At 67.0% G+C, this 21,021-nt stretch carries 15 protein-coding genes; 10 read left to right on the forward strand and 5 right to left on the reverse strand.

Annotation, left to right across the window (positions count from 1 at the left end; genetic code table 11):
- Positions 1-1,213 precede the first annotated feature (1,213 nt).
- Positions 1,214-1,417, reverse strand: coding sequence for a cold-shock protein (locus A3A5_RS0106290; RefSeq protein WP_010811149.1), 204 nt, complete (start codon positions 1,415-1,417; stop codon positions 1,214-1,216).
- A 429-nt stretch (positions 1,418-1,846) separates the two neighbouring features.
- On the opposite strand from A3A5_RS0106290, the gene A3A5_RS0106295 reads away from it, so the two are divergent.
- From A3A5_RS0106295 to A3A5_RS0106305, 3 genes are all read left to right on the forward strand, one after another.
- Positions 1,847-3,223 carry an NCS2 family permease gene (locus A3A5_RS0106295; RefSeq protein ID WP_018309761.1) on the forward strand — a complete coding sequence of 459 codons (1,377 nt, stop codon included), beginning with the start codon at positions 1,847-1,849 and terminating at the stop codon, positions 3,221-3,223.
- Positions 3,224-3,930: 707 nt separating this feature from the next.
- Positions 3,931-4,401 carry a hypothetical protein gene (locus A3A5_RS0106300; protein ID WP_026200515.1) on the forward strand — a complete coding sequence of 157 codons (471 nt, stop codon included), beginning with the start codon at positions 3,931-3,933 and terminating at the stop codon, positions 4,399-4,401.
- Between the two features lie 125 nt (positions 4,402-4,526).
- Positions 4,527-5,894: a sigma-54 dependent transcriptional regulator gene (locus tag A3A5_RS0106305; protein WP_018309763.1), complete on the forward strand. Its 1,368-nt coding sequence runs from the start codon at positions 4,527-4,529 to the stop codon at positions 5,892-5,894.
- Positions 5,895-6,017: 123 nt separating this feature from the next.
- Here the strand turns inward: A3A5_RS0106305 and A3A5_RS0106310 are convergent, their stop codons facing one another.
- Both A3A5_RS0106310 and A3A5_RS37745 read right to left on the reverse strand, forming a co-directional pair.
- On the reverse strand, positions 6,018-6,407 hold the full coding sequence (locus A3A5_RS0106310; protein WP_026200516.1) for a hypothetical protein: 390 nt from the start codon (positions 6,405-6,407) through the stop codon (positions 6,018-6,020).
- Positions 6,408-7,192: 785 nt separating this feature from the next.
- The gene (locus A3A5_RS37745) at positions 7,193-7,387 is read right to left on the reverse strand and encodes a hypothetical protein (protein WP_018309765.1); all 195 of its coding nucleotides are present in this window, start codon (positions 7,385-7,387) and stop codon (positions 7,193-7,195) included.
- 207 nt (positions 7,388-7,594) lie between these two features.
- On the opposite strand from A3A5_RS37745, the gene A3A5_RS37750 reads away from it, so the two are divergent.
- The gene (locus tag A3A5_RS37750) at positions 7,595-8,563 is read left to right on the forward strand and encodes a YihY/virulence factor BrkB family protein (protein ID WP_051108491.1); all 969 of its coding nucleotides are present in this window, start codon (positions 7,595-7,597) and stop codon (positions 8,561-8,563) included.
- Positions 8,564-8,736: 173 nt separating this feature from the next.
- Positions 8,737-10,338, forward strand: a complete 1,602-nt coding sequence (locus A3A5_RS0106325; protein ID WP_018309767.1) for a peptide chain release factor 3 — start codon at positions 8,737-8,739, stop codon at positions 10,336-10,338.
- Positions 10,339-10,457: 119 nt separating this feature from the next.
- Here the strand turns inward: A3A5_RS0106325 and A3A5_RS0106330 are convergent, their stop codons facing one another.
- Positions 10,458-12,641 carry a TonB-dependent siderophore receptor gene (locus A3A5_RS0106330; protein ID WP_018309768.1) on the reverse strand — a complete coding sequence of 728 codons (2,184 nt, stop codon included), beginning with the start codon at positions 12,639-12,641 and terminating at the stop codon, positions 10,458-10,460.
- Between the two features lie 349 nt (positions 12,642-12,990).
- Here A3A5_RS0106330 and A3A5_RS0106335 point away from each other — a divergent pair, with 349 nt between their 5' ends.
- Both A3A5_RS0106335 and A3A5_RS0106340 read left to right on the forward strand, forming a co-directional pair.
- On the forward strand, positions 12,991-14,238 hold the full coding sequence (locus tag A3A5_RS0106335) for an MFS transporter (protein ID WP_018309769.1): 1,248 nt from the start codon (positions 12,991-12,993) through the stop codon (positions 14,236-14,238).
- A gap of 467 nt (positions 14,239-14,705) precedes the next feature.
- Positions 14,706-15,644, forward strand: coding sequence for a mechanosensitive ion channel family protein (locus A3A5_RS0106340; RefSeq protein WP_018309770.1), 939 nt, complete (start codon positions 14,706-14,708; stop codon positions 15,642-15,644).
- Between the two features lie 63 nt (positions 15,645-15,707).
- Here A3A5_RS0106340 and edd read toward each other — a convergent pair whose 3' ends face one another.
- Positions 15,708-17,570 carry a phosphogluconate dehydratase gene (gene edd, locus A3A5_RS0106345; RefSeq protein ID WP_018309771.1) on the reverse strand — a complete coding sequence of 621 codons (1,863 nt, stop codon included), beginning with the start codon at positions 17,568-17,570 and terminating at the stop codon, positions 15,708-15,710.
- A 228-nt stretch (positions 17,571-17,798) separates the two neighbouring features.
- On the opposite strand from edd, the gene zwf reads away from it, so the two are divergent.
- From zwf to glk, 3 genes are read left to right on the forward strand one after another with little or no spacing between them, the layout of a single operon-like run.
- Positions 17,799-19,256, forward strand: coding sequence for a glucose-6-phosphate dehydrogenase (gene zwf / locus A3A5_RS0106350; RefSeq protein ID WP_018309772.1), 1,458 nt, complete (start codon positions 17,799-17,801; stop codon positions 19,254-19,256).
- A gap of 34 nt (positions 19,257-19,290) precedes the next feature.
- Positions 19,291-19,971 (forward strand): 6-phosphogluconolactonase, encoded by a 681-nt coding sequence (gene pgl, locus A3A5_RS0106355; protein ID WP_018309773.1) that lies wholly within the window; start codon positions 19,291-19,293, stop codon positions 19,969-19,971.
- Positions 19,972-20,007: 36 nt separating this feature from the next.
- Positions 20,008-21,021 carry a glucokinase gene (gene glk / locus A3A5_RS0106360; RefSeq protein WP_018309774.1) on the forward strand — a complete coding sequence of 338 codons (1,014 nt, stop codon included), beginning with the start codon at positions 20,008-20,010 and terminating at the stop codon, positions 21,019-21,021.

The raw sequence follows: 21,021 nt of genomic DNA on the forward strand, positions 1-21,021 counted from the left end.
TCTGCGGGTGAACAGCGCGTATACGCGGTTTACGAGCGTTTTGAGACCTCATTCCTGTGGAAAGCACCGCCAGGCCCGGTTATCCACGCAGAAACTGGTTCACTTGCCGAGCTGCCGGAGGGTACTTTATGCGCCAGGCGTACCCATTTCTGCGTCCCGAAGCCTCAAACCGTACCTGTTTCTGCGCCGGCCTGAAAAAACTGCAACCGCGCTGCCACAGCGTACCTGTTTCTGCGGCGTACCCATTTCTGCGTACGACCCCGGGGACCTGGGCGCCGCGAAGCGTACCCATTTCTGCGTGCTCGCTGCCGCCCTTCTCCGAGCTACCCGTACCCGTTTCTGCGCAGATCCAAGGGATTACTGTGGCGGAACTTCCACCAAGTTTCCATTATACATGCTGGATAGGAAAAAAGCTAGCGCTTACACTCAACGTATACGTGACAAACTCGCCGCGCTTATCCCGTACCTGTTTCTGCGTCGACACACCATGGCCGCCGCGGCTCGATTTGGCGGCCATCCACCTCGCAGGCTGCCGGCGTACCCGTTTCTGCGTGGCGTTGCGTTGCGCACCCATGCCCGCCGGCGTACCCATTTCTGCGTGAGGTGCGGGCAGCCTCAGGACTTCAGATGGCTATTGCATTGCAGCACCCGCCGTACCCGTTTCTGCGTCGTCGGCCTGAGCCGTTTTTGTGGATATGTCGGCGGAATGCGGGGCAGGCAAGCGCTGCCATCGGTCGCATCGAATTGGAAAAAAAATCTGGGGCGTACCCGTTTCTGCGTGCCAGAAGTCACCTGGAAAGACACGTTAGCCGCAGGGCGTACCTGTTTCTGCGTGCGCGCTGCGCGGTGCGAACATTGCCCGCCAGTCAGACCGTACCCATTTCTGCGGCGCTCGCGGGCGGCGCCATGCTTCGTGCGGCGCAGCAAGGCGTACCCGATTCTGCGTGAGGCGGGAGGGAGGCAGGCGGTGTGAGGATGGCGTGCCGCGCAAGGCCAGGGTGCTGGCTATCGGCCGCATGGCAGGCAGGGCAAGAGCGGGGCGCCTGGTCGTTTGCATGACCGGGGCAGGCGGGAGCGGGGCGGGGCGGGATGTGATGAAGGTGGCGCAGGTAGCACCGCCAGTGGCGCGATCTGCGCCTGAAAACAAAAAACCCCGCCATCGGGCGGGGTTCTATGCTGTTCGGCGCGCACGGGGCGCGCCGGCAGTCAATGCTTACAGCGGGGTGATGTTCGCGGCCTGCAGGCCCTTCGGGCCATTCTTGACTTCGAACTGAACGCGCTGGTTTTCCTGCAGCGACTTGAAGCCGTCGGCGCGGATTTCCGAGAAATGGGCGAAGAGGTCGTCACCACCCGCGTCCGGCTTGATGAAGCCGAAGCCCTTGGCGTCGTTGAACCACTTGACGATACCGGTTTGCATGATTTGCTTTCCAGAAAAAGGACAAAAAACATCGCATGACGAAAACGTCATCCGACTCGGGGAACTCAAGGAAAGGACACCATGGACAACCGAAGTACCAGACGGTGGCTAACGAATGAACTGTTGCCTCGTCGCTTGAATCTAGGCGGCTTTATACGGGGGATTGCCGCAAGCGTCAAGCTGGGGGCGCCCCGGAATGCCCCCGGAACGTCCCGTTGGGGCGCTGGCTTCAGCGGTGTGCGCTGTGGGATCATCACGCCTTTTGCATATCGCTTATTCGCTTGTGCCATGGCGAAGCGGGGCTGACCTGCACCAGAGTACGTTTGCCGCACAGTGGGGCGTCGCTGGATGCTTCTGGCCGAAGCCAGCCATCTGCGGCCGCGCCGTTCCTATCGCCGCGCACACGATAACGATATCAGGAGACCAGTCATGTCGATGCCGGAACCCGCTTCCAAGCCGGGCACGTCAACCGCCAATCCGCCGCACGGCCAGCCCCAGGCCGCGCCTTCGCTGATCGAGCGACTGTTCAGGCTGCGCGAACACCAGACCGATGTGCGCACCGAGATCCTCGCCGGCGTCACCACGTTCCTGACAATGGCGTACATCATCTTCGTCAACCCGTCGATCCTGGGCGACGCGGGCATGCCGAAAGACGCGGTGTTCGTCGCCACCTGCCTGGCCGCGGCGATCGGCACGCTGATCATGGGTTTCTACGCGAACTACCCGATCGCGATGGCGCCGGGCATGGGGCTGAACGCGTACTTTGCCTATACGGTGGTGAAGGGCATGGGCTTTGCGTGGGAGGCCGCCCTCGGGGCGGTCTTTATCTCCGGCTGCCTGTTCCTGATGGTGACGTTGTTCCGCGTGCGCGAGATGATCGTCAACGGCATTCCACATTCGATCCGGGTGGCGATTACCGCAGGCATCGGCCTGTTCCTGGCGATTGTCGCGCTGAAGAACGCCGGCATCGTCACCGCCAGCCCGGCCACGCTGGTGACCATCGGCGACCTGCACCAGCCTTCGGCGGTGCTGGCGATCATCGGCTTCTTCGTGATCGTGGCACTGGACCACCTGCGGGTGAAGGGCGCGATCCTGATCGGCATCCTGCTCACCACGCTGCTGAGCTTCGCGTTTGCCGGCAATACCTTCCACGGCGTGTTCTCCGCGCCGCCGTCGCTCAGTCCGACGCTGTTCAAGCTCGATATTTCCGCCGCGCTGTCGATCGGCATCATCAACGTGGTGCTGGTGTTCTTCCTGGTGGAGCTGTTCGACGCCACCGGCACGCTGATGGGCGTGGCAAACCGCGCGGGCCTGCTCAAGGCCGGGAAAATGGACCGGCTGAACAAGGCGTTGATGTCCGACAGCACCGCGATCATGGCGGGCTCGTTCCTCGGTACGTCTTCCACCACGGCGTATATCGAAAGCGCGTCGGGCGTGCAGGCGGGCGGGCGCACCGGACTGACGGCGGTGACGGTGGCCGTGCTGTTCCTCGCGGCGTTGTTCATCGCGCCGCTGGCCGGCACGGTGCCGGCCTATGCCACCGCGCCGGCGTTGCTGTATGTGTCCTGCCTGATGTTGCGCGAGCTGCTGGAGATCGACTGGAATGATGTCACCGAAGTCGTGCCCGCGGTGATGACCGCGCTTGGCATGCCGTTTACGTACTCGGTCGCCAACGGCGTTGCGTTCGGCTTTATCAGCTACGCGGCGCTCAAGCTGCTGACTGGCCGCGCACGCAGCGTGCCCGTGATGGTGTGGATCATCGCGGCGGTGTTCATCTTCAAGTTCTACTACCTGCCAGGGCATTGAGCGCGCCAGCCGGCATGGGATGAAGGAAGGGCGGCCAGGGCCGCCCTTTTTCCATGGCGCGCTGCTGTCATGATATTGCCATCGTGATGACGGGCTGTGCCCCGTGGCGCCGTCCGGCGTCCGCCAGCCGTACCCGTTTCTGCGTACCGCGCAAGCGGGCCCACAGGCTGGCCGTACCTGTTTCTGCGTGGCGGCCGGCCACGCCCTCGCGGGCACGGCTTGCCATTCCCGCGGCGACGGTGCTGCCATCACCCGTTGGGGGGGTGTCAAAGCGTACCCGTTTCTGCGTAGCCTGTATGCACACAGCTGCCGCTGGGAATGTGCCCGAAGGGGGCGCTACCGCAGGCCGGCGGCTAGTGTGCACGTGGCCTCATACCAAAGTATGAGATTGGCTGTAAGTCGCCAACGCGGGGCTGGACAAAGTGCCCCAAATGCACTGAACTATAGACGTGGCAAAGAGGGGCGCGGCAAGGCGCCCCTTCTTGACTCCGGTGCGTGCGGCAGGATGCCGGAGCCAACCGAGAGCGCTTCAGCGCCGTTCGCCAGTCGGGGACATTTCGGACCAGACCGTCAACAAGGCGGCATAGCCACCATCCGGGAGCGTGCGGGAAACACGCGCGCCATGCAGGCAAAAAACCAGTTCAAAGACTGACAAGTGGTAACCGCAGACGTGTAGTGCCGGGGGATGTTGTTCAACGGGGATTATCATGACCGCAGGAGAGATCCGGCGACCCGCTATCGGGCCTGTCAGGGAGACTAATAACCGCTCCATCCGATCCATCCGTCATGCCTGGGCTGCCGTGGGGGAAGCCGCAGGCGAAGCGCCTGGCAAGTGGGCAGTCCAAGAGGGCGCGACGGCCGACGTGGCCGCCCTGCTTGCCGAAGACAGCGAACTCAGTGACTGCGCACGCGCGGCCGTGGCGGACCTGCTGCGCCGCCAGCGCCTGCTCGAGGGCGAGCTGACACGCCAGCGCACGCTGCTGCAGGAATGGATCCTGAGCCAGCTGACCTACAAGACGCTCTACTATCAATACTCCGGCCAGTCGCTGCAGGCGCCGCGCCTGGAGTTGATGCGTGAAAAAGAGACTGTGCGGCGGCGTATCCGCGATCAGCTCCAGGCGGGTGCGGACTGTCTTGCCGCACCCGATGAGCAACTCCGCAGTCTGTCCAGCTCGTGATACCGACGTCGCGCGCGGGCACGTGCCCGCAGCCAGTTCAGCCCCACCGTCCGCCGCGGCCGCAGGCCGCGACGGCGGACACGGGTGCCGGAACCAAAAACAAGCCTAACGTCCGGGAGATCGGGATGGACCGACTGTGCAAGGCGTCACGCACTGCACAGATCGTGGTCGTGTCGCGTCATGAAGATTTTGATTTTGACCCGTCTGGCAGCGCCACGGGATGGGAAATCCGCCGGGTCCAGCAGATTCGCGACCTCGAACGCGTGGTGCGGGCCTGCCCGCCCATGGCAGGCGTGATCGACCTGCAGTCCGACTACAGCGATGCCGAGTTCGCGCAGCTCGAACAGGCACTGCAGTACCTGCACATTACCTGGGTGGCCATCACCTCCGATGAAATGCTGGCGCAGGAGCGCGTGCGCCGGCTGATCCGCGACTACTGCGTCGACTACGTGCGCATGCCGTTCTCGATGCCGGAGCTGCTCTACACCCTCAAGCATGCGCAGGGCATGGCGTCGCTGCATGGCGCGCGCCCGCATGAGACCGCCTCGCGCGGCACCATGATCGGCGAGTGCGCGGCCATGCGGGCGATGTTCCGCTCGCTGGCCAAGGTGGCGCACAACGAGGCACCGGTGTTCATTTCCGGCGAGTCCGGCACCGGCAAGGAACTCGCCGCGCAGGCGATCCACGATGCCTCGAGCCGGCGCAAGGGACCGTTCATCGCCATCAACTGCGGTGCGATTCCCTCGCATCTGGTGCAGTCCGAGCTGTTCGGGTATGAGAAGGGCGCGTTCACCGGCGCCAACCAGCGCAAGATCGGCTGGATCGAGCAGGCGCAGGGCGGCACGCTGTTCCTGGACGAGATCGGCGACCTGCCGCTGGAGAGCCAGGTGGCGCTGCTGCGTTTCCTGCAGCAGGGCATGATCACCCGCCTGGGTGGACACCAGTCGATCCCGCTGAACCTGCGCATCATCTCGGCCACGCACGTGGACCTGGTGGCGGCACAGGCCGACGGGCGCTTCCGTTCCGACCTGTTCCACCGGCTGTGCGTGCTGACGCTGACCATCCCGGCGCTGCGCGAGCGCGGCGAGGACATCCTGCAGCTGGCCAACGCGGTGCTGACCGAGCACGGGCACGAGGCGCACCGGCGCATTCGTGGTTTCTCGGCCTGCGCAACGCAGGCAATGATGCAGTACGCGTGGCCGGGCAACGTGCGCGAACTGATCAACCGCGTGCGCCGCGCCATCGTGATGACCGACAACCGCAAGATCACCGCCGAAGACCTGCAGCTGCATGGCGGGGCGGAGCTGCCGCGCAAGACCCTCGACGCGATCCGCGAAGAGGCCGAGCGCGAGGCCATCCGCACCGTGATGGCCAGCCACGGCTTTCACGTGGTGCCGGCCGCGCGTGAACTCAATGTGTCGCGCGTGACGCTGTACCGGCTCATGCACAAGCACAACATCCGCGTGGAGAGCCAGGCGACGGCGGGCGAGTAAACGGTTGGCGGGCCTCAGCCGGCGCGGGTTGCCGGAGGCGGGGCGCAATCCCAGGCGCCGCAGGAAAGGGGAACCGGCAACGTCCGCTCGCCGGTTCCGCCTTTCCTCGTGCCCGTCGGCACGTCAGCGCACCACCGCAAGGGGATGCCTGGCCCCGGACCCGCCGCTGGCCGCATCCATCGGCTCGGCGGCAAGGTTCATGCCGAGCTTGCCGCGCGGATGGCGCGGCGGCCCGTTCTCGTCTTGCTGGCGCCACGGCACGATCGCGCCGTGCTCCGGCTTGTCGCGCGCTTGCCGCCCAGGCGTTGGCATGGCGGCACCGGACGGTGTGTCCGGGGATAGCCGCAGCTCCCCCCAGGCCCAGCCAAAGCCGCGCACGTAGACATCATTGCTGACCGCCGAGTGGCTGTTGGCGCCGGCCGCTTCGGGGCGGTCGAACCAGGCGTAGCTTGCCGCCGCGGCGCTGGTTGAGAACACCGCCAGCACCGTGGTGGCAAGCATTCGGGCTGTCATGGTGGGTGTCTCCCTTTAAAAAAGCGGTGCCCGCCGGGGGACGGAGCACCAAATCCGCTCGGGCACGCGGGCTCGCGTGCCCGCCATCATTCTGTTTGCGGCGCAAGCCTGCCCCGAATTCCTGCGTTGCCGATGCTGCCTGTGGTCACGCGCGCCGCTTGCCCGCGTGGCGCCGGAAGGCAGCCCTGGCAACCCCCTGCTTTGCTGTCGCTGCGCACCCAACGCCTGCGGCTGACGTGGCGGGCGGCGTGCGCGCACGCGGATGGGGCAACAGGGGCGATGACAGCAGGTCCACCACCGACGGCGGCGGACCCGCGAGCCGGTGGGAGCGCCGGCGCGCCGTCATGCGTGATGGCGGATGACGCATGGCTGGGTTTTCTCCTGCATGCAATGGCTGGTTCAATGGACACGGGCGCATGTGCCTCTGTCCAGCCTGAGCGACAAGTGTGCCAAGGGCCGCAAAGGCTTATGCCAAGCGGGTTTGCGGCGGGCGGGGCGAGCGCGGGCAGGCTCCGGGGCGCAGTGGCAGACCAATCGGTTTCGCCGCTGCAACGCGTCATGCGCGCGGCAGCGCGCGTGGTGGCGGCGCTGGTGCGGCGCAGGGTGCCCGTTGCGTACGCGGGGTGCGGGATAACGCGCTGCGCCACGCCCGCAGGCGCGGTCTTGCAACGCGTTGCACGCCTGAAACCGGCGTTGCTGCGGACGCGGCCCGCCAGCACCTGCGCCGGCAGCCGGCAGCCGATTGGACACGCAGAAACGGGTACGCCCCGGTCAGAGCAGCGCCGTCAGCGTGGCTGCCCGGATGCCGGCGCGCCGGTTGTGTCGGCGGGATTGAGCGTGGCGGGCGCGCCCGGGGTGGCGCTGGCCGCCGTGCCGGAAATGGGCTTGGGGCCCGGCTGGCTGCGTTCGCAGCCGGCGCAGCCCAGCATCCCGATGATCAGTAGCACGGCCGCTGGGCGCGAGCAGAGGTTGCAGGTCACGGTGCCTCCTTGCGCCGGCGCGCGGGCACGGGTTGCGCCGGCAGGTGTGCCTCGTCCTACTGTAGCAGGTTGCCCCCCGTGCGCCGGCTTGGGGCAGCGCGCAATGCGCAGTATGATGAACGCACGGGCCCTCGCCGCACAGACCAGACGCGAAGGCATGCGCAACGCACACGCGATCCGCCTGGCGCATCGCGCCAGCACCAGGCCGTGACCGACAACACCGAACACCCATCCACTTCCGCCGGCAGCGCGGCGCCACAGCCCCGCCGGCACCGCCCGCACTGGCTGCCGGACCGCCATACCGGCACCCGCACGGTGCGCGTGGTCGCCGCCGCCATCAACTCCTGGTTTGCGCATCGGGCGGCCAGCAAGGGGGCGGCGCTCTCCTTCTACATGCTGTTCTCGCTGGCGCCCATCCTGGTGCTGGTGATCTCGATTGCCGGCCTGTTTTTCGGCGCCGAGGCGGCGCGCGGCGAGATTTTCTCGCAGCTTGAAGGCCTGGTGGGCGCGCAGGGCGCCTCGGCCATCCAGGAAATCCTGGCGGCCACGCACCGCGCCGGCGGCAGCGGCATGGCGGCGCTGGTTGCGACGGGCATCCTGTTCGTGGGCGCCACCAGCGCCTTTGCCGAGCTCAAGAGCAGCCTGGACGACATCTGGCATGTGCCGGTGCCCGCGACCGCGGGTTGGCAGCAACTGCTGCGCACGCGCTTGCTGTCGTTCAGCCTGGTCCTGGTGCTGGCCTTCATGCTGCTTGTGTCGCTGATCGTCAATGCGGCGCTGGCCGTGGTGGAGCGCCTCTGGGGCCAGTTGTGGACGCAGTCGTGGTTCGCGCCCGTGGCCGATGTGATTTCCACCGCCTTCTCCTTTGCCGTAGTGACGGCGCTGTTCGCGGTGATCTTCAAGATGCTGCCCAACGCGCGCATTGCCTGGCGCGACGTCACCATGGGCGCGGTCATCACCGCGTTGCTGTTCTCGATCGGCAAGCGGCTGATCGGCCTGTACCTGGGCAACAGCGCCGTGGCCTCGTCGTACGGGGCCGCGGGCTCGGTGGTGGCGTTGATGCTATGGGTGTACTACTCGGCACAGATTTTCTTTTTCGGCGCGGAACTGACGCGTCAGTACGCGCTGCAGTTCGGCAGCCTGCGCGGCAAGCCGGCGGAGAAGCTGGCGGAATAACTTGCCGAACCAGGGGGCCACAAACCCGGAGCGGTGCCCAAAACCGGTAAAATAGCGCCCCATTCCCTTCGCGTGCCCGCAGAGCCCGGCCCCGCCATCGCCTGCGGGCGCTGCCGGCCCTGGCCCGGCCGCCCGCCGGGCCATCCAATATTTGCCAGTCAAACTCCGCTGCCGTGAGCTCGCTCGTTTCTGAAATTGCGCGTCGACGCACCTTTGCCATCATCTCCCACCCCGATGCGGGCAAGACCACCCTGACCGAAAAGCTGCTGTGGTTTGGCGGCGCCATCCAGGTCGCGGGCGAAGTGCGCGCGCGCAAGGCCGACCGTCACGCCACCTCGGACTGGATGGAGCTGGAAAAGCAGCGCGGCATCTCGGTGACCTCGTCGGTGATGCAGTTCCCCTACCGCCGGGAGACTGCCGATGGCAAGGCGCAGGAGAACATTGTCAACCTGCTCGACACTCCGGGCCACGAGGACTTCTCTGAAGACACCTACCGCACGCTGACCGCGGTGGACTCCGCGGTGATGGTGATCGACTCGGTCAACGGCGTGGAAGCGCAGACCATCAAGCTGCTCAACGTCTGCCGCCTGCGTGATACGCCCATCCTCACCTTCATCAACAAGCTCGACCGCGAAGGCCGTTCGCCGATCGAGCTGCTCGACGAGATCGAGGAGGTGCTGCAGATCCAGTGCGCGCCGATGACCTGGCCGATCGGCATGGGCAAGGCCTTCCGCGGGGTGTACCACCTGATCGACGACAAGGTGCAGCTGTTCGATCCGCACGGCGAGAAGGGCACGGCCGCGATCCTGGACGGGCTGGACAACCCGGAGCTGGACCGCATCCTGGGCAGCCAGGCCGAAGAGCTGCGCATCGAGATCGAGCTGGTGCGCGGTGCCTCGCACACCTTCGACAAGGATGCGTTCCTCAATGGCAAGCAGACCCCGGTCTACTTCGGTTCGGCCATCAACAACTTCGGCGTGCAGTCGCTGCTGGATGCGCTGTGCGAGCTGTCGCCGCCGCCACTGGCGCGCAACACGGATTCGCGCGTGGTTGAACCGCAGGAGCCCAGGTTCACCGGCTTCGTCTTCAAGATCCAGGCCAATATGGACCCGCGCCACCGCGACCGCATCGCTTTCGTGCGCGTGTGCTCGGGCCGTTTCGAGCGCGGCATGAAGCTGCTGCACGTGGCCGCCGGCAAGACTGTGGCGATCAACAACGCCATTACCTTCATGGCGCAGGACCGCAACACCACAGAGCAAGCCTATGCCGGCGACATCATCGGCGTGCCCAACCACGGCACCATCCGCCTGGGCGATGTCTTCACCGAGGGCGAGCCGCTCAAGTTCACCGGCATCCCGTCGTTCGCGCCGGAGTTCTTCCGCCGCGCGCGCCTGAACAACCCGCTCAAGGTCAAGCAGCTGCAGAAGGGTTTGCAGCAGCTGGCCGAGGAGGGCGCCACGCAGATGTTCCGCCCGCTCGCCTCTAACGACCTGGTGCTGGGCGCGGTCGGTATCCTGCAGTTCGATGTTGTCGCGCACCGGCTCGAGCATGAGTACGGCGTCGATGCCATTTTCGAATCGCATGAATGCGCGACCGCGCGCTGGCTCAAGGGCGCGCCCGCGGAGATCGAGAAGCTGATCGCCAAGGCGGGGCATAACGTGGCGCTGGATGGCGCGGGCGACCATGTCTATCTGGCGCCGAGCATGGTGAACCTGCGGCTGACCCAGGAGCGGTTCCCGGAGCTGCAGTTCCTGGAGACGCGCGAGATCGTGTGATCGCGTATTGAAGCTGGAATGCAAAACGGCTCGCATTGGCGAGCCGTTTTGCTATCTGAAGATTTGCTTCCCTCCCCAATTGCATGGGAGCGGGGAGCACGTATCAGCGTGGTTTCGCCTCAGTACGCCAGCGACGCCTGGATATAGAACGTGCGCGGCATCCCCACATACTTGCCGGCATTGTTGTCCGTCGAGCGCGTGAAATAGCGCTTGTCGAATACGTTCTTCACCCCAACCGCCACCTTGAGGTTCTGCGCCGACTTGCCGAAGTCATAGCCCAGCCGCATGTTCAGCAGTGCATAACCCGGGATATCGCCCAGCGCCCCGTTTGCGCTTTCCGCCGTCTGGTAGTTGGTCGACGTGCTCGGATCGCCCGGCGAATGCTGCTTCGACTGCGCAAAGCCATCGACATTGAGCGCCCAGCGGTTGCGCGCATAGCGCATGCCTACGGTGGCCACGTGGCGCGAATAGAACGGCAGGTCGCGCCCGGCGAAGTTGCCCTGGTTGTAGGTAGCTTCGGTGAAGGTGTAGGTCGCGTACGCCGACAGGCCGGCCAGCGACTTGTCGAGCGCGCCGAAGTCATAGCGCAGCGACGATTCCACGCCGCGGTGGGTGGTGGCGCCGAGGTTGGTCCATGCATCCGGCGCGCCGCCGGTGCCGCCGCGCAGCTGCAGCTCGTCGTCGAAGTCGATATTGAACAGGGTCAGCTCGCCGCCCCAGCCATTGGCGTTGAAGTGCGTGCCGACCTCATACGTCTTGGCCTTCTCGGGCGTCAGGCCATTGGTGGTCTGCGCGATCTGGAAATACTGCAGCGGGCCGAACGACACGCCGGCGTTGGCGAACAGCTTCCACTGGTCGCTGACGTGGTACATCACCGCCAGCGACGGCAGCGGCTCATTGGACGAGACATCGTTGCGCGCGCCGGTGAAGTTGTCGGTCACGTACGACCGGATGAACTCGTAGCGCAGGCCCGGCGTGATGGTCCAGCTGCCGATGTTGATGGTGTCGTCGATATAGACCGCATTGGCGGTGGTGCCGCCCGTGCGCGACTGGTACACCGGCGACGGCAGCATGGTGGGATCGATGGTGCCCGGGGTGTAGAACAGCGTGCGCGATGCCTTTTCGTCGCTGGCTTCGCGCAGAAAGCGGTAGCCGACGCTGACCTCGTGGCTCATGCTCTCGCCGCGGAACAGCTGCGAGTAGCGCGGCTCGATCGCGAACGTATGGTAGTTGCGCGGGGCCGCGGTCAGGCGGCGCAGGTTGGCCTGCGCGCCGGTGCCTTGCTGCTCGATATTGCTGCCGCGGAAGCTGTCGGTGTAGTACGTCAGCACCTCGAACTTGCGATTGTTGTCATTGTGGCTGTACTTCAGGCTGAAGTCGCTGCGGCGGCCGTCGAAATTGTCGTAGGGCCGCACCGACTGGAACGGGTCGGCCGCATACTGGGCCGAAGTCAGGCCGCCGGGCATGCCAGCCCTGCCCTCGTAGTAGTGGAAGGCCGCGCTCAGTTCATCGGTCTTCGAGATCCGGTACGCGCCCTTGAGCATCAGGTCGTCGATATTGACGTGGTCGTTGCTCTCGCGATAGCCGTTGCCATGGATGCCCGAGTACAGCAGCGCGCCGCCCAGGCCATTGTCGTTGGTGCCGCCGATGAATGCGCTCGGGTTGGTCTTGACGCTGCCGCCATGGCTATAGATGTCGGTCGATACTGACGCATCGGCCGCGAAGGTACTCGGGATCGGGCGCGTCACGAAGTTGATGATGCCGCCCACGTTCTGCGGGCCATAGCGCACCGAGCCGGCGCCGCGCACCACGTCGATGGTTTCCAGGTTGCCAAGCGACAGCGGCGCCATCGACAGCTGCGGCTGGCCGTAAGGCGCCACCGCCAGCGGAATGCCGTCCATCAGGATGGTCGAGCGCGGCGACAGGCGCGAGGTCAGCCCGCGCACGCCCACGTTGAGCGACACATCGCTGCCGCCGGTGCCGTTGTTCTCCTGCACCTGCACGCCAGGAATGCGGCGCAGCACGTCGCGCACATTGTTGGCGCCGGCTTCCTGGAAGGTCTCTCGGTCGACGATGGTACGCGCGCCGGGATGCTCCAGCACCTTGGCCTCGCTGGCATTTTCCAGCCAGTTGCCGACCACCGTGACGGTGTTCAGCGTGGCTTCGGGGTTGGCGGCAGGCGCGGCGGTTGCGGTGGCGGCAACAGGTGCGGGATCAGCGGCGTGGGCCGGCAGGGCGGCAAGCTGGGCGAACAGCAGGGCGGCGCCGACGGCACCCCCGGAAAGGCGGAAAGCGGGCTGCAAGATGAGATTCCTGAAAAGCAGCGCGTTCCGCAAGCCTGGGAGGGACGTCGTGGGCGGCCGCGCCAATGGGCCGCGATTATAAATGCGAGTGATTCTCAGAAGCGAGACGGCCAGCACCCGGCGCCGGGCATTGTGGTTTCCGTGCATCAATGTGCAGACATTCAGACGCCTGAAAGAGATGAATTTCCGACATTGTTTCCGGCGGGTGTGCGCATGTGGGCATCTGTATGCAGGTATTCAGCAAGCGCTTTAGAATCTTGCCTTTGTGCATCGCAACGCTGGCGTGGCGTCCTCAACGGCACGGCGGCGCTGGTCGGTGCGCAGCAATCTCCGCCTCCTTCCCGCATCCATGTCTTCCCCTGCCACCATCCGGGCCGCCGCGCCGGACAGCGTCTTCGGCGACGCCGTTTTCCGCCGTTACTGGTTCGCACGCCTGTGCACCACGATTGGCTACCAGATCTTTACGGTGGCGGTCGGCTGGCAGATGTATGACCTGACCCGCGACCCGCTGATGCTAGGCATGGTCGGGCTGGTGCAGTTCCTGCCGTCGGTGGTGCTGATCCTGATGTCGGGGCACGTGGCCGACCGCTTTGACCGGCGCCGCATCGTGCGCACCTGCCAGGCGATCGAGGCGTTGCTGGCCGCTGGCATGGCCGTGGCCAGCCAGACCGGCTGGATCGACAGCCATCACATCTTTGTCTTCGTCGCGCTGATCGGCGCCACGCGCGCGTTCGAGACCCCTACGCTGCAGGCGCTGCTGCCCAGCGTGGTGACGCCGCGCCAGTTGCCGCGCGCTGTGGCGCTGGCCAGTTCCGCCGGGCAGGCCGCCATCATCATCGGCCCGGCCATCGGCGGCTTTGCCTACGTGGCCGGGCCGGGCGTGGTCTATGGGCTGAGTGCCACGCTCTTTGCCATTGCCGCCGTGCTGGTAAGCGGCATCACGCTGCGCCAGGCCGCGCAGCGCCTGACGGCGCCGGTCAGCGTGCGCACGGTGTTTGCCGGGTTTGCCTATATCCGCAGCCGCCCGGTGCTGCTGGGCGCGATATCGCTGGACCTGTTCGCGGTGCTGCTGGGCGGCGCCGTGGCGCTGCTGCCGATCTACGCGCGCGACATCCTGCACACCGGGCCGTGGGGCCTGGGGCTGCTGCGTTCGTCGCCAGCAGTCGGCGCGCTGGTGATGGCGCTGTGGCTGGCGCGCCATCCGCTGAACCGGCGCGCCGGGCGCATCATGTTCGGCGCGGTGGCGCTGTTCGGGGTGGCTACCGTGGTGTTCGGCGTATCGACCTGGCTGCCGCTGTCGATGGTGGCGCTGGTGGTGCTGGGGGCGTCGGACATGATCAGCGTGGTGGTGCGCTCCACGCTGGTCCAGCTCGACACCCCGGACGACATGCGCGGGCGCGTGGGCGCCGTCAATTCGGTGTTTATCGGCGCCTCGAACCAGCTGGGCGAGTTCGAGTCCGGCGTCACCGCGGCATTGCTGGGCCCGGTGGGCGCGGTGATCCTGGGCGGCGTCGGCACGCTGCTGGTGGTGGCGCTGTGGATGCGCTGCTTTCCTGCGCTGGCCTCGCGCGACCGGCTGCACGATCATCCGGCCTGAGCCATTGCCGGGGCAGGGCAGGGAGCGTACCCGTTTCTGCGTCCCCTGCCGATGTCCGGAGGCGGTATCGCCGACCCGCCTTCGCCAACTTTCGTCGCTGAAAGTTGAGCCGCACAGCTGGCCTGCCGCCCCGGGCCTGGCCTGGCTGCCCCCTGGTCCCTCCCTTGCTCGGATTTTTCTGATCCATCGCCAGCCTTGATCCCACAAGGCCTGGCGCGCCGGCACGCAACCGCGTGCCCGCAGTCGCCGGAAACCAAATCCCGCCTTGCTTGTCCCCTTCACTGTATTGCCGTGCCGGCATTGTCAGTGATCGTCTGACATCGCACCCGCAATATTCGGCAATTTGTCATGCAGGAAATTTTCCGCCAGCCGCCTGGATGCGGCCCTGGCAGCCCGCCGCTGCGCGCAGAAACGGGTACGCAGCACCGCCTCTCTCCTCCATAACAACCGCCAACGGAGCCGCTCCCATGGACCTGAACTTCATCGATGCCAATAAGCTGGAGGCGGGCTGGACCTACCTGGTCCAGTTCGCCATCAACCAGGGCATGAACTGCCTGGCAGCCATCCTGATCCTGATGGCCGGCTGGTGGCTGTCCGCCCGCGTGGCCCGGGCGGCCCGGCGCGCACTCAGCGGCACGCACGTGGACGAGACCATGCGCCCGCTGCTGGCCAACGCGCTGCAATGGATGGTGCGCGTGCTGACCATCGTGCTGGTGCTGTCGCAGTTCGGGGTGCAGACCGCGAGCATCATCGCCATGCTGGGCGCCGCGGGCCTGGCCATCGGGCTGGCGCTGCAGGGCACGCTGCAGAACATTGCCGCCGGCATCATGCTGGTGCTGCTGCGGCCGTTCCGCGTAGGCCAGTACATCGATGCGCAGGGGGTGGCCGGCACCGTGCGCGAGACCGGCCTCTTCATGACGGAGCTGACCACCTTCGACGGCGTCTGCCTGCGCGTGCCCAACGGCAAGCTGTGGGGCAGCGCCATCACCAACTACAGCGAGAACGCCACGCGGCGCGCTGACATCGAAGCCACGGTGACCTTCGGCAGCGATGTGCAGCGCAGCCTGGAAGCGCTGCGCGCGATGCTCGCGCGCGAGCCGCGCCTGCTGGCCGACCCCAAGCCCGAGACCATGGTGGTCAACTACACGCAGCAGGGCATCACGCTGAACGTGCGCTACTGGACCTCGAACGACGACTACTGGAACGTGCGTTTCGCGTTCTATGAGCGCATCAAGCACGTGCTGGAACAGGCCGGCAGCAAGCTGGCGGTGCCGATCCAGGAATTGCACGTGCCGGGCGCCGCCTCAGTGCCGGGCGCGGTGAAGGTGGCCGACAGCGCTCCATCGGCGGGCGCGCCGCACCCGGCTGGCGCGGCTCCGCGCCAGCCGGTGCGGCACCTGGGCTAGTCGTGTCCTGTTCCGCAAATACCTTGCCATGAAATTCTGGCTGGCTATCTACGGAACAGGGCACTAACCCTGCACGGGCGCGTTGCCCCGGTTGTTTTCGTCGCCCTCGTCCGAAAACAGCGTGCAGGCGCCGCTTTCCGCAGTGCTGACGTGGCGGCGGAAGGTGGCGAACAGGTCGCGGCCCACGCCATGGCGATTGGCGCTCAGGTCCGGACGCGCAGGCGCGCGCGCCTGCCATTCGTTATCCGGCACCAGCACGTCGAGTACGCCCGCGGGCGCATCCACGCGCATCATGTCGCCGCTGCGCACGCGCCCGATCGCGCCCCCGTGCAGCGCCTCGGGGCAGACATGGATGGCTGCCGGCACCTTGCCCGACGCGCCCGACATGCGCCCGTCAGTCACCAGCGCCACATGGAAGCCGCGGTCCTGCAGCACTGTCAGCGTAGGTGTGAGCTTGTGCAGCTCGGGCATGCCGCACGAGGCCGGGCCCTGCCACGGCAGCACCGCGACGAAGTCGCGCTCCAGCTCGCCGCGCTTGAAGGCGTGCAGCACATCGTCCTGATGCGCGAACACGATCGCCGGTGCCTCCACCACCTGGTGCTCGGCCTTGACCGCCGAGGTCTTGATCACCGCGCGGCCCAGCTTGCCGTCCAGCACCTTGATGCCGCCGTCCGGGGCAAAGGGCGCGTCGGCGCCGCGCACGATGCTGTCATCGAGCGGCGCGGCCGGGCCGTCGATCCACGTCAGCTTGCCGTCGCGCAGCACGGGTTCGCGCGTGTAATCCTGCAGCCCGCGGCCTACGATGGTGGTCACGTCGTCATGCACCAGGCCCAGCGACAGCAGCCCGCGGATCACCACGGGCAGCCCGCCGGCGGCCTGGAACTGGTTCACGTCGGCCTTGCCGTTCGGGTACACGCGCGCCAGCAGCGGCACCACTGCCGAGAGCTCGTCAAAGTCGCCCCAGCCCAGCACGATGCCGGCCACGCGCGCCATCGCGATCAGGTGCAGCGTGTGGTTGGTGGAGCCGCCGGTGGCGAGCAGCCCGACGATGCCGTTGACGAAGGCGCGCTCGTCCAGCACCTCGGCCACCGGCGTATAGCGCTCGCCGCCGTGCACGAGCTTCAGCGCCTGGCGCGCGGCCTCGCGCGTGAGCGCTTCGCGCAGCGGTGTGTTGGGGTTGACGAAGGCCGTGCCCGGCAGGTGCAGGCCCATCATTTCCATCAGCATCTGGTTGGAATTGGCGGTGCCGTAGAAGGTGCAGGTGCCGGGGCCGTGGTAGGAGCGGGTCTCGGCCTCGAGCAGTTCCTTGCGGCCGATCTTGCCTTCGGCGTAGCGCTGGCGCGTTTGCGCCTTTTCGTCGTTGCTGATGCCGGTGGTCATCGGTCCGCCCGGCACGAACACGGCCGGCAGGTGGCCGAACGACAGCGCGCCCATCACCAGGCCAGGCACGATCTTGTCGCACACGCCCAGGTACAGCGCGGCATCGAACATCTGGTGCGACAGCGCCACGGCCGCAGCCAGCGCGATCACGTCGCGCGAGAACAGCGACAGGTCCATGCCGTCCTGGCCCTGCGTGACGCCGTCGCACATCGCGGGCGTGCCGCCGGCAAACTGCGCGGTGCCGCCGGCTTCGAGCGCCGCTTCCTTGAGCCACTGCGGGAAAGCCGCCAGCGGCTGGTGCGCCGACAGCATGTCGTTGTACGCCGAGACGATCGCCAGGTTGGGCCGCTCGTCGGCCTTCAGCCGGATCTTCGCGGCGTCCGGCATGGCAGCCACCGCATGGGCCAGGTTGGTACAGGAAAGCTGCGCGCGTTCGACCTTCTGCCCGGCCATGGCGCGGGTGCGGTCAAGGTACGCCTGGCGCGAGGCGGCGCTGCGGGAGACGATGCGGGCGGTGACCCGCTCGAGCACTGGATGGCGTGGCATGGGGTTCTCCTGCGGGGGAGCTTCCAGCCTAGCGCACTTTGCCGCGTACCGCACGGTGCACCAGCCGGTGCACGCAGAAACGGGTACGCTTTGGGCCCAGGCCATGAATTTGCCGCGGCATGTGCCGCGGCCTGCGCCTCGCCAAGCGGGGGCGAGTCACGTAAACTTGCCACAATGCAAACCCGCCCATGGCGGGTCCTCAACCGCACAAGGAGTCCCAGGGTGAGCATGCCTGATTTCGACATGGTGCTGTTCGGCGGCACCGGCGACCTGGCGCGGCGCAAGCTGCTGCCTTCCCTGTTTGATGCGCACCACGCGGGCCTGCTGCATCCGGCCGCGCGCATCCTCGCCACCGGCAGCCAGCCGCTCTCGACCGCGGACTACCTCTCCTCGCTGGAGCAGACCGTGCGCCCCGGGCTGGCCCATGCGCCGCCCGAGTCATGGGACAAGTTCTGCGCGCGCATTGTCTACGTGCAGGCCGACGCACGCGTGCCAGCGCATTTCGATGCGCTGGCGGAGCAGGTGCTGGCACGCAAGCCGGAAGTGGTGGTGTGCTACCTCGCCACCGCGCCGCACCTGTTCGTGTCGATCTGCGAGCAGCTGGCACGCACCGGCCTGAATACGCGCCATGCGCCGAACGTGCGCATCGTGCTGGAAAAACCGCTGGGGCATGATCTCGAATCGAACGAGGCGATCAACTCCGCAGTGGCGAAGTACTTTGCCGAAGAACAGATCTACCGCATCGACCATTACCTGGGCAAGGAGTCGGTGCAGAACCTGATGGCGATCCGCTTCGGCAACGCGCTGTTCGAGCCGCTGTGGCGGCGCGAGTGGGTGCAGGACGTGCAGATCACCATCGCCGAAGAGCTGGGCGTGGAAACGCGCGGCGACTTCTACGACCGCACCGGAGCGCTGCGCGACATGGTGCAGAACCACTTGCTGCAGCTCTTGTGCATGGTGGCGATGGAGCCGCCGGCCAGCCTCAGCGAAGATGCCATCCGCGACGAGAAGATCAAGATCCTGAAGGCGCTCAAACCGATCACGCCGCAGGACGTGGCCGAGAAGACCGTGCGCGGCCAGTACCGCTCCGGTGCCATCGGCGGCAAGCCGGTGCCGGGCTACCTGGAAGAAGCGGGCATCGCGCCCGACAGCCGCACCGAGACCTTTGTCGCGATCAAGGCCGAGATCGCCAACTGGCGCTGGGAAGGCGTGCCGTTCTACCTGCGCACGGGCAAGCGCATGCAGTCCCGCGTGGCCGAGATCGTGATCCATTTCCGCGATGTGCCACATGCGATCTTCCCGCGGCCGCTGACGCTGTCGCCGCAGAACCGGCTGGTGATCCAGCTGCAGCCGGAAGAGAGCATCCGCCTGTACTGCCTGGTCAAGCAGCCTGGCGACACGCTGGAGCTGACGCCGACCTCGCTCGACCTGGACTTTGCCAACTCGTTCAAGGTGCGCCGCGCCGGCGCCTATGAACGGCTGCTGCTCGATGTGATCCGCGGCCGGCTGGGCCTGTTCGTGCGCCGTGATGAACAAGTGCAGGCCTGGCGCTGGGTCGAACCCATCGTCGACACCTGGGAGGCCAGCACCGTGCCGCCCAAGCCCTATACCGCCGGCACCTGGGGGCCGGCCGCGTCGTCGGCGCTGATGTCGCGCGACGGCGGGCTGTGGCACGAGGAAGCCTGAGCCATGCGCTCGCGGAATCGAAAAGGAAACCATCATGCGCCTGTTTGAACATCCCACCCCGATGGACCAGGCCGAGGCGCTGGCCATCTCCATCGGCAATGCGCTGGAGCTGGCCATCCGCGTCAAGGGCTGGGCGGTGCTGGCGGTCTCGGGCGGACGCTCGCCGGTGGCGATGTTCGAGCGGCTGCGCCACCGTCACGTGCGCTGGGAAGCGGTGACCATCACGCTGGTCGACGAGCGCGTGGTGCCGCCCGACCACGCGGACAGCAACGCCGCCCTGGTGCGCGCGCACCTGCTGCGCGAGGCCGCTGCCAGCGCCGCCTTCATACCGCTGATTGCCGATGCGCAGGACGTTGCCGCGCCGGCACAGGCGGTGGCGCGTGCCAACAGCGCATTCCGCCAGCCCGACGTGGTGGTGCTGGGCATGGGCGAAGACGGCCATACCGCCTCGCTGTTCCCGGATGCGCCCGAACTGCAGAGCGCGCTGAGCGAGCCGCAGCCCGGCTACGTGATCACGCACCCGTCAGTCGCGCCGCATGCGCGCATCACGCTGAACCTGGCGGCGCTGCTGGCCGCCGAACGCGTGTTCTTGTCAGTGTCCGGCGCGGCCAAGGCCGAGGTGCTCGAACGCGCGCTGCAGGGCCCTGCGCCGTCGTTGCCGGTCAGCCTGGTGCTGTCACGGCACCGGCACGGGCTTGACGTGTTCAAGACCTGACAGACCTGATTCCCAAGGGGAGCGATACCCGACGCCATGGCCACCACTGCATCCTCCTGCGCTGACTTTCCCCGCCTGCTCGGCGATGTGGGCGGCACCAACGTGCGCTTTGCACTGGAAACCGCACCAATGCGGATCGGTCCGGTGACCGCGCTGAAGGTGGCCGATTTCCCGTCGCTCGAAGCGGCGCTGCGCCAATACCTCGACGGACTTGCCGCGTCGGGCAAGCCCGTGCCGCGCCACGCGGCGATCGGCCTGGCCAACCCGGTGACCGGCGACCAGGTCCGGCTGACCAACCACAACTGGTCGTTCTCGATCGACGGCATGCGGCGCGCACTCGGGCTGCAGACCCTGGTGGCCATCAACGACTTCACCGCGCTGGCGCTGGCCTTGCCGCACCTGCCTGCCGACGGGCTGGTGCCGGTGCGTGCCGGCACCGCGGTGCCCACCGCGCCGCTCGCGCTGGTCGGGCCGGGCACCGGGCTGGGCGTTTCCGGCCTGGTGCCGGCGCCGGGCGGACCAGCCGTGGCGCTGGCAGGTGAAGGCGGCCATATCGAACTGATGCCCGACACTGACGACGAATGGGTCGCCTGGCGCGCCGCTCATCGCAATGTCGGCCGCGTCTCGGCGGAGCGGCTCCTGTGCGGCAGCGGCCTGTCGCATATCCATGCCGCGCTGGCCGCAGAAATGGGTACGCTTTTGCTCGCGCCGCTGCTGCCCGAGCAAGTCACCACCGGCGCCTTCGAGCGCCACGACCCGCTGTGCCAGCGCGCCATGGCGGTGTTCTTCGGCCTGCTGGGCTCGGTTGCGGCCGACATCGCCCTGGTGCTGGGCGCACGTGGCGGGGTCTACCTGGGCGGCGGCATCGTGCCACGCTTCGTGTCTGCGCTGCAGGCCTCGGCCTTTGCCGAGCGCTTCGTCGCCAAGGGCCGCATGCGCGGCTGGCTGGAGGCCGTGCCGGTCCATGTCATCACCGCCAGCCACCCCGCGCTGCCGGGACTGGCGCGCGCACTGGCCGAGCGGCTCGACAGCTCCGGCGGGAACGCATAG

Source organism: Cupriavidus sp. UYPR2.512, assembly GCF_000379565.1.
Lineage (GTDB): Bacteria > Pseudomonadota > Gammaproteobacteria > Burkholderiales > Burkholderiaceae > Cupriavidus.

Coding starts and splice junctions, on each gene's coding strand:
- A3A5_RS0106300 (WP_026200515.1), top strand. CDS start 3,931: ATGACCGCAGGAGAGATCCGGCGACCCGCTATCGGGCCTGTCAGGGAG.
- pgl (WP_018309773.1), top strand. CDS start 19,291: ATGCGCCTGTTTGAACATCCCACCCCGATGGACCAGGCCGAGGCGCTG.
- A3A5_RS0106340 (WP_018309770.1), top strand. CDS start 14,706: ATGGACCTGAACTTCATCGATGCCAATAAGCTGGAGGCGGGCTGGACC.
- A3A5_RS0106290 (WP_010811149.1), bottom strand. CDS start 1,417: ATGCAAACCGGTATCGTCAAGTGGTTCAACGACGCCAAGGGCTTCGGC.
- zwf (WP_018309772.1), top strand. CDS start 17,799: ATGCCTGATTTCGACATGGTGCTGTTCGGCGGCACCGGCGACCTGGCG.
- A3A5_RS0106335 (WP_018309769.1), top strand. CDS start 12,991: ATGTCTTCCCCTGCCACCATCCGGGCCGCCGCGCCGGACAGCGTCTTC.
- A3A5_RS0106305 (WP_018309763.1), top strand. CDS start 4,527: ATGGACCGACTGTGCAAGGCGTCACGCACTGCACAGATCGTGGTCGTG.
- edd (WP_018309771.1), bottom strand. CDS start 17,570: ATGCCACGCCATCCAGTGCTCGAGCGGGTCACCGCCCGCATCGTCTCC.
- glk (WP_018309774.1), top strand. CDS start 20,008: ATGGCCACCACTGCATCCTCCTGCGCTGACTTTCCCCGCCTGCTCGGC.
- A3A5_RS0106295 (WP_018309761.1), top strand. CDS start 1,847: ATGTCGATGCCGGAACCCGCTTCCAAGCCGGGCACGTCAACCGCCAAT.
- A3A5_RS0106310 (WP_026200516.1), bottom strand. CDS start 6,407: ATGACAGCCCGAATGCTTGCCACCACGGTGCTGGCGGTGTTCTCAACC.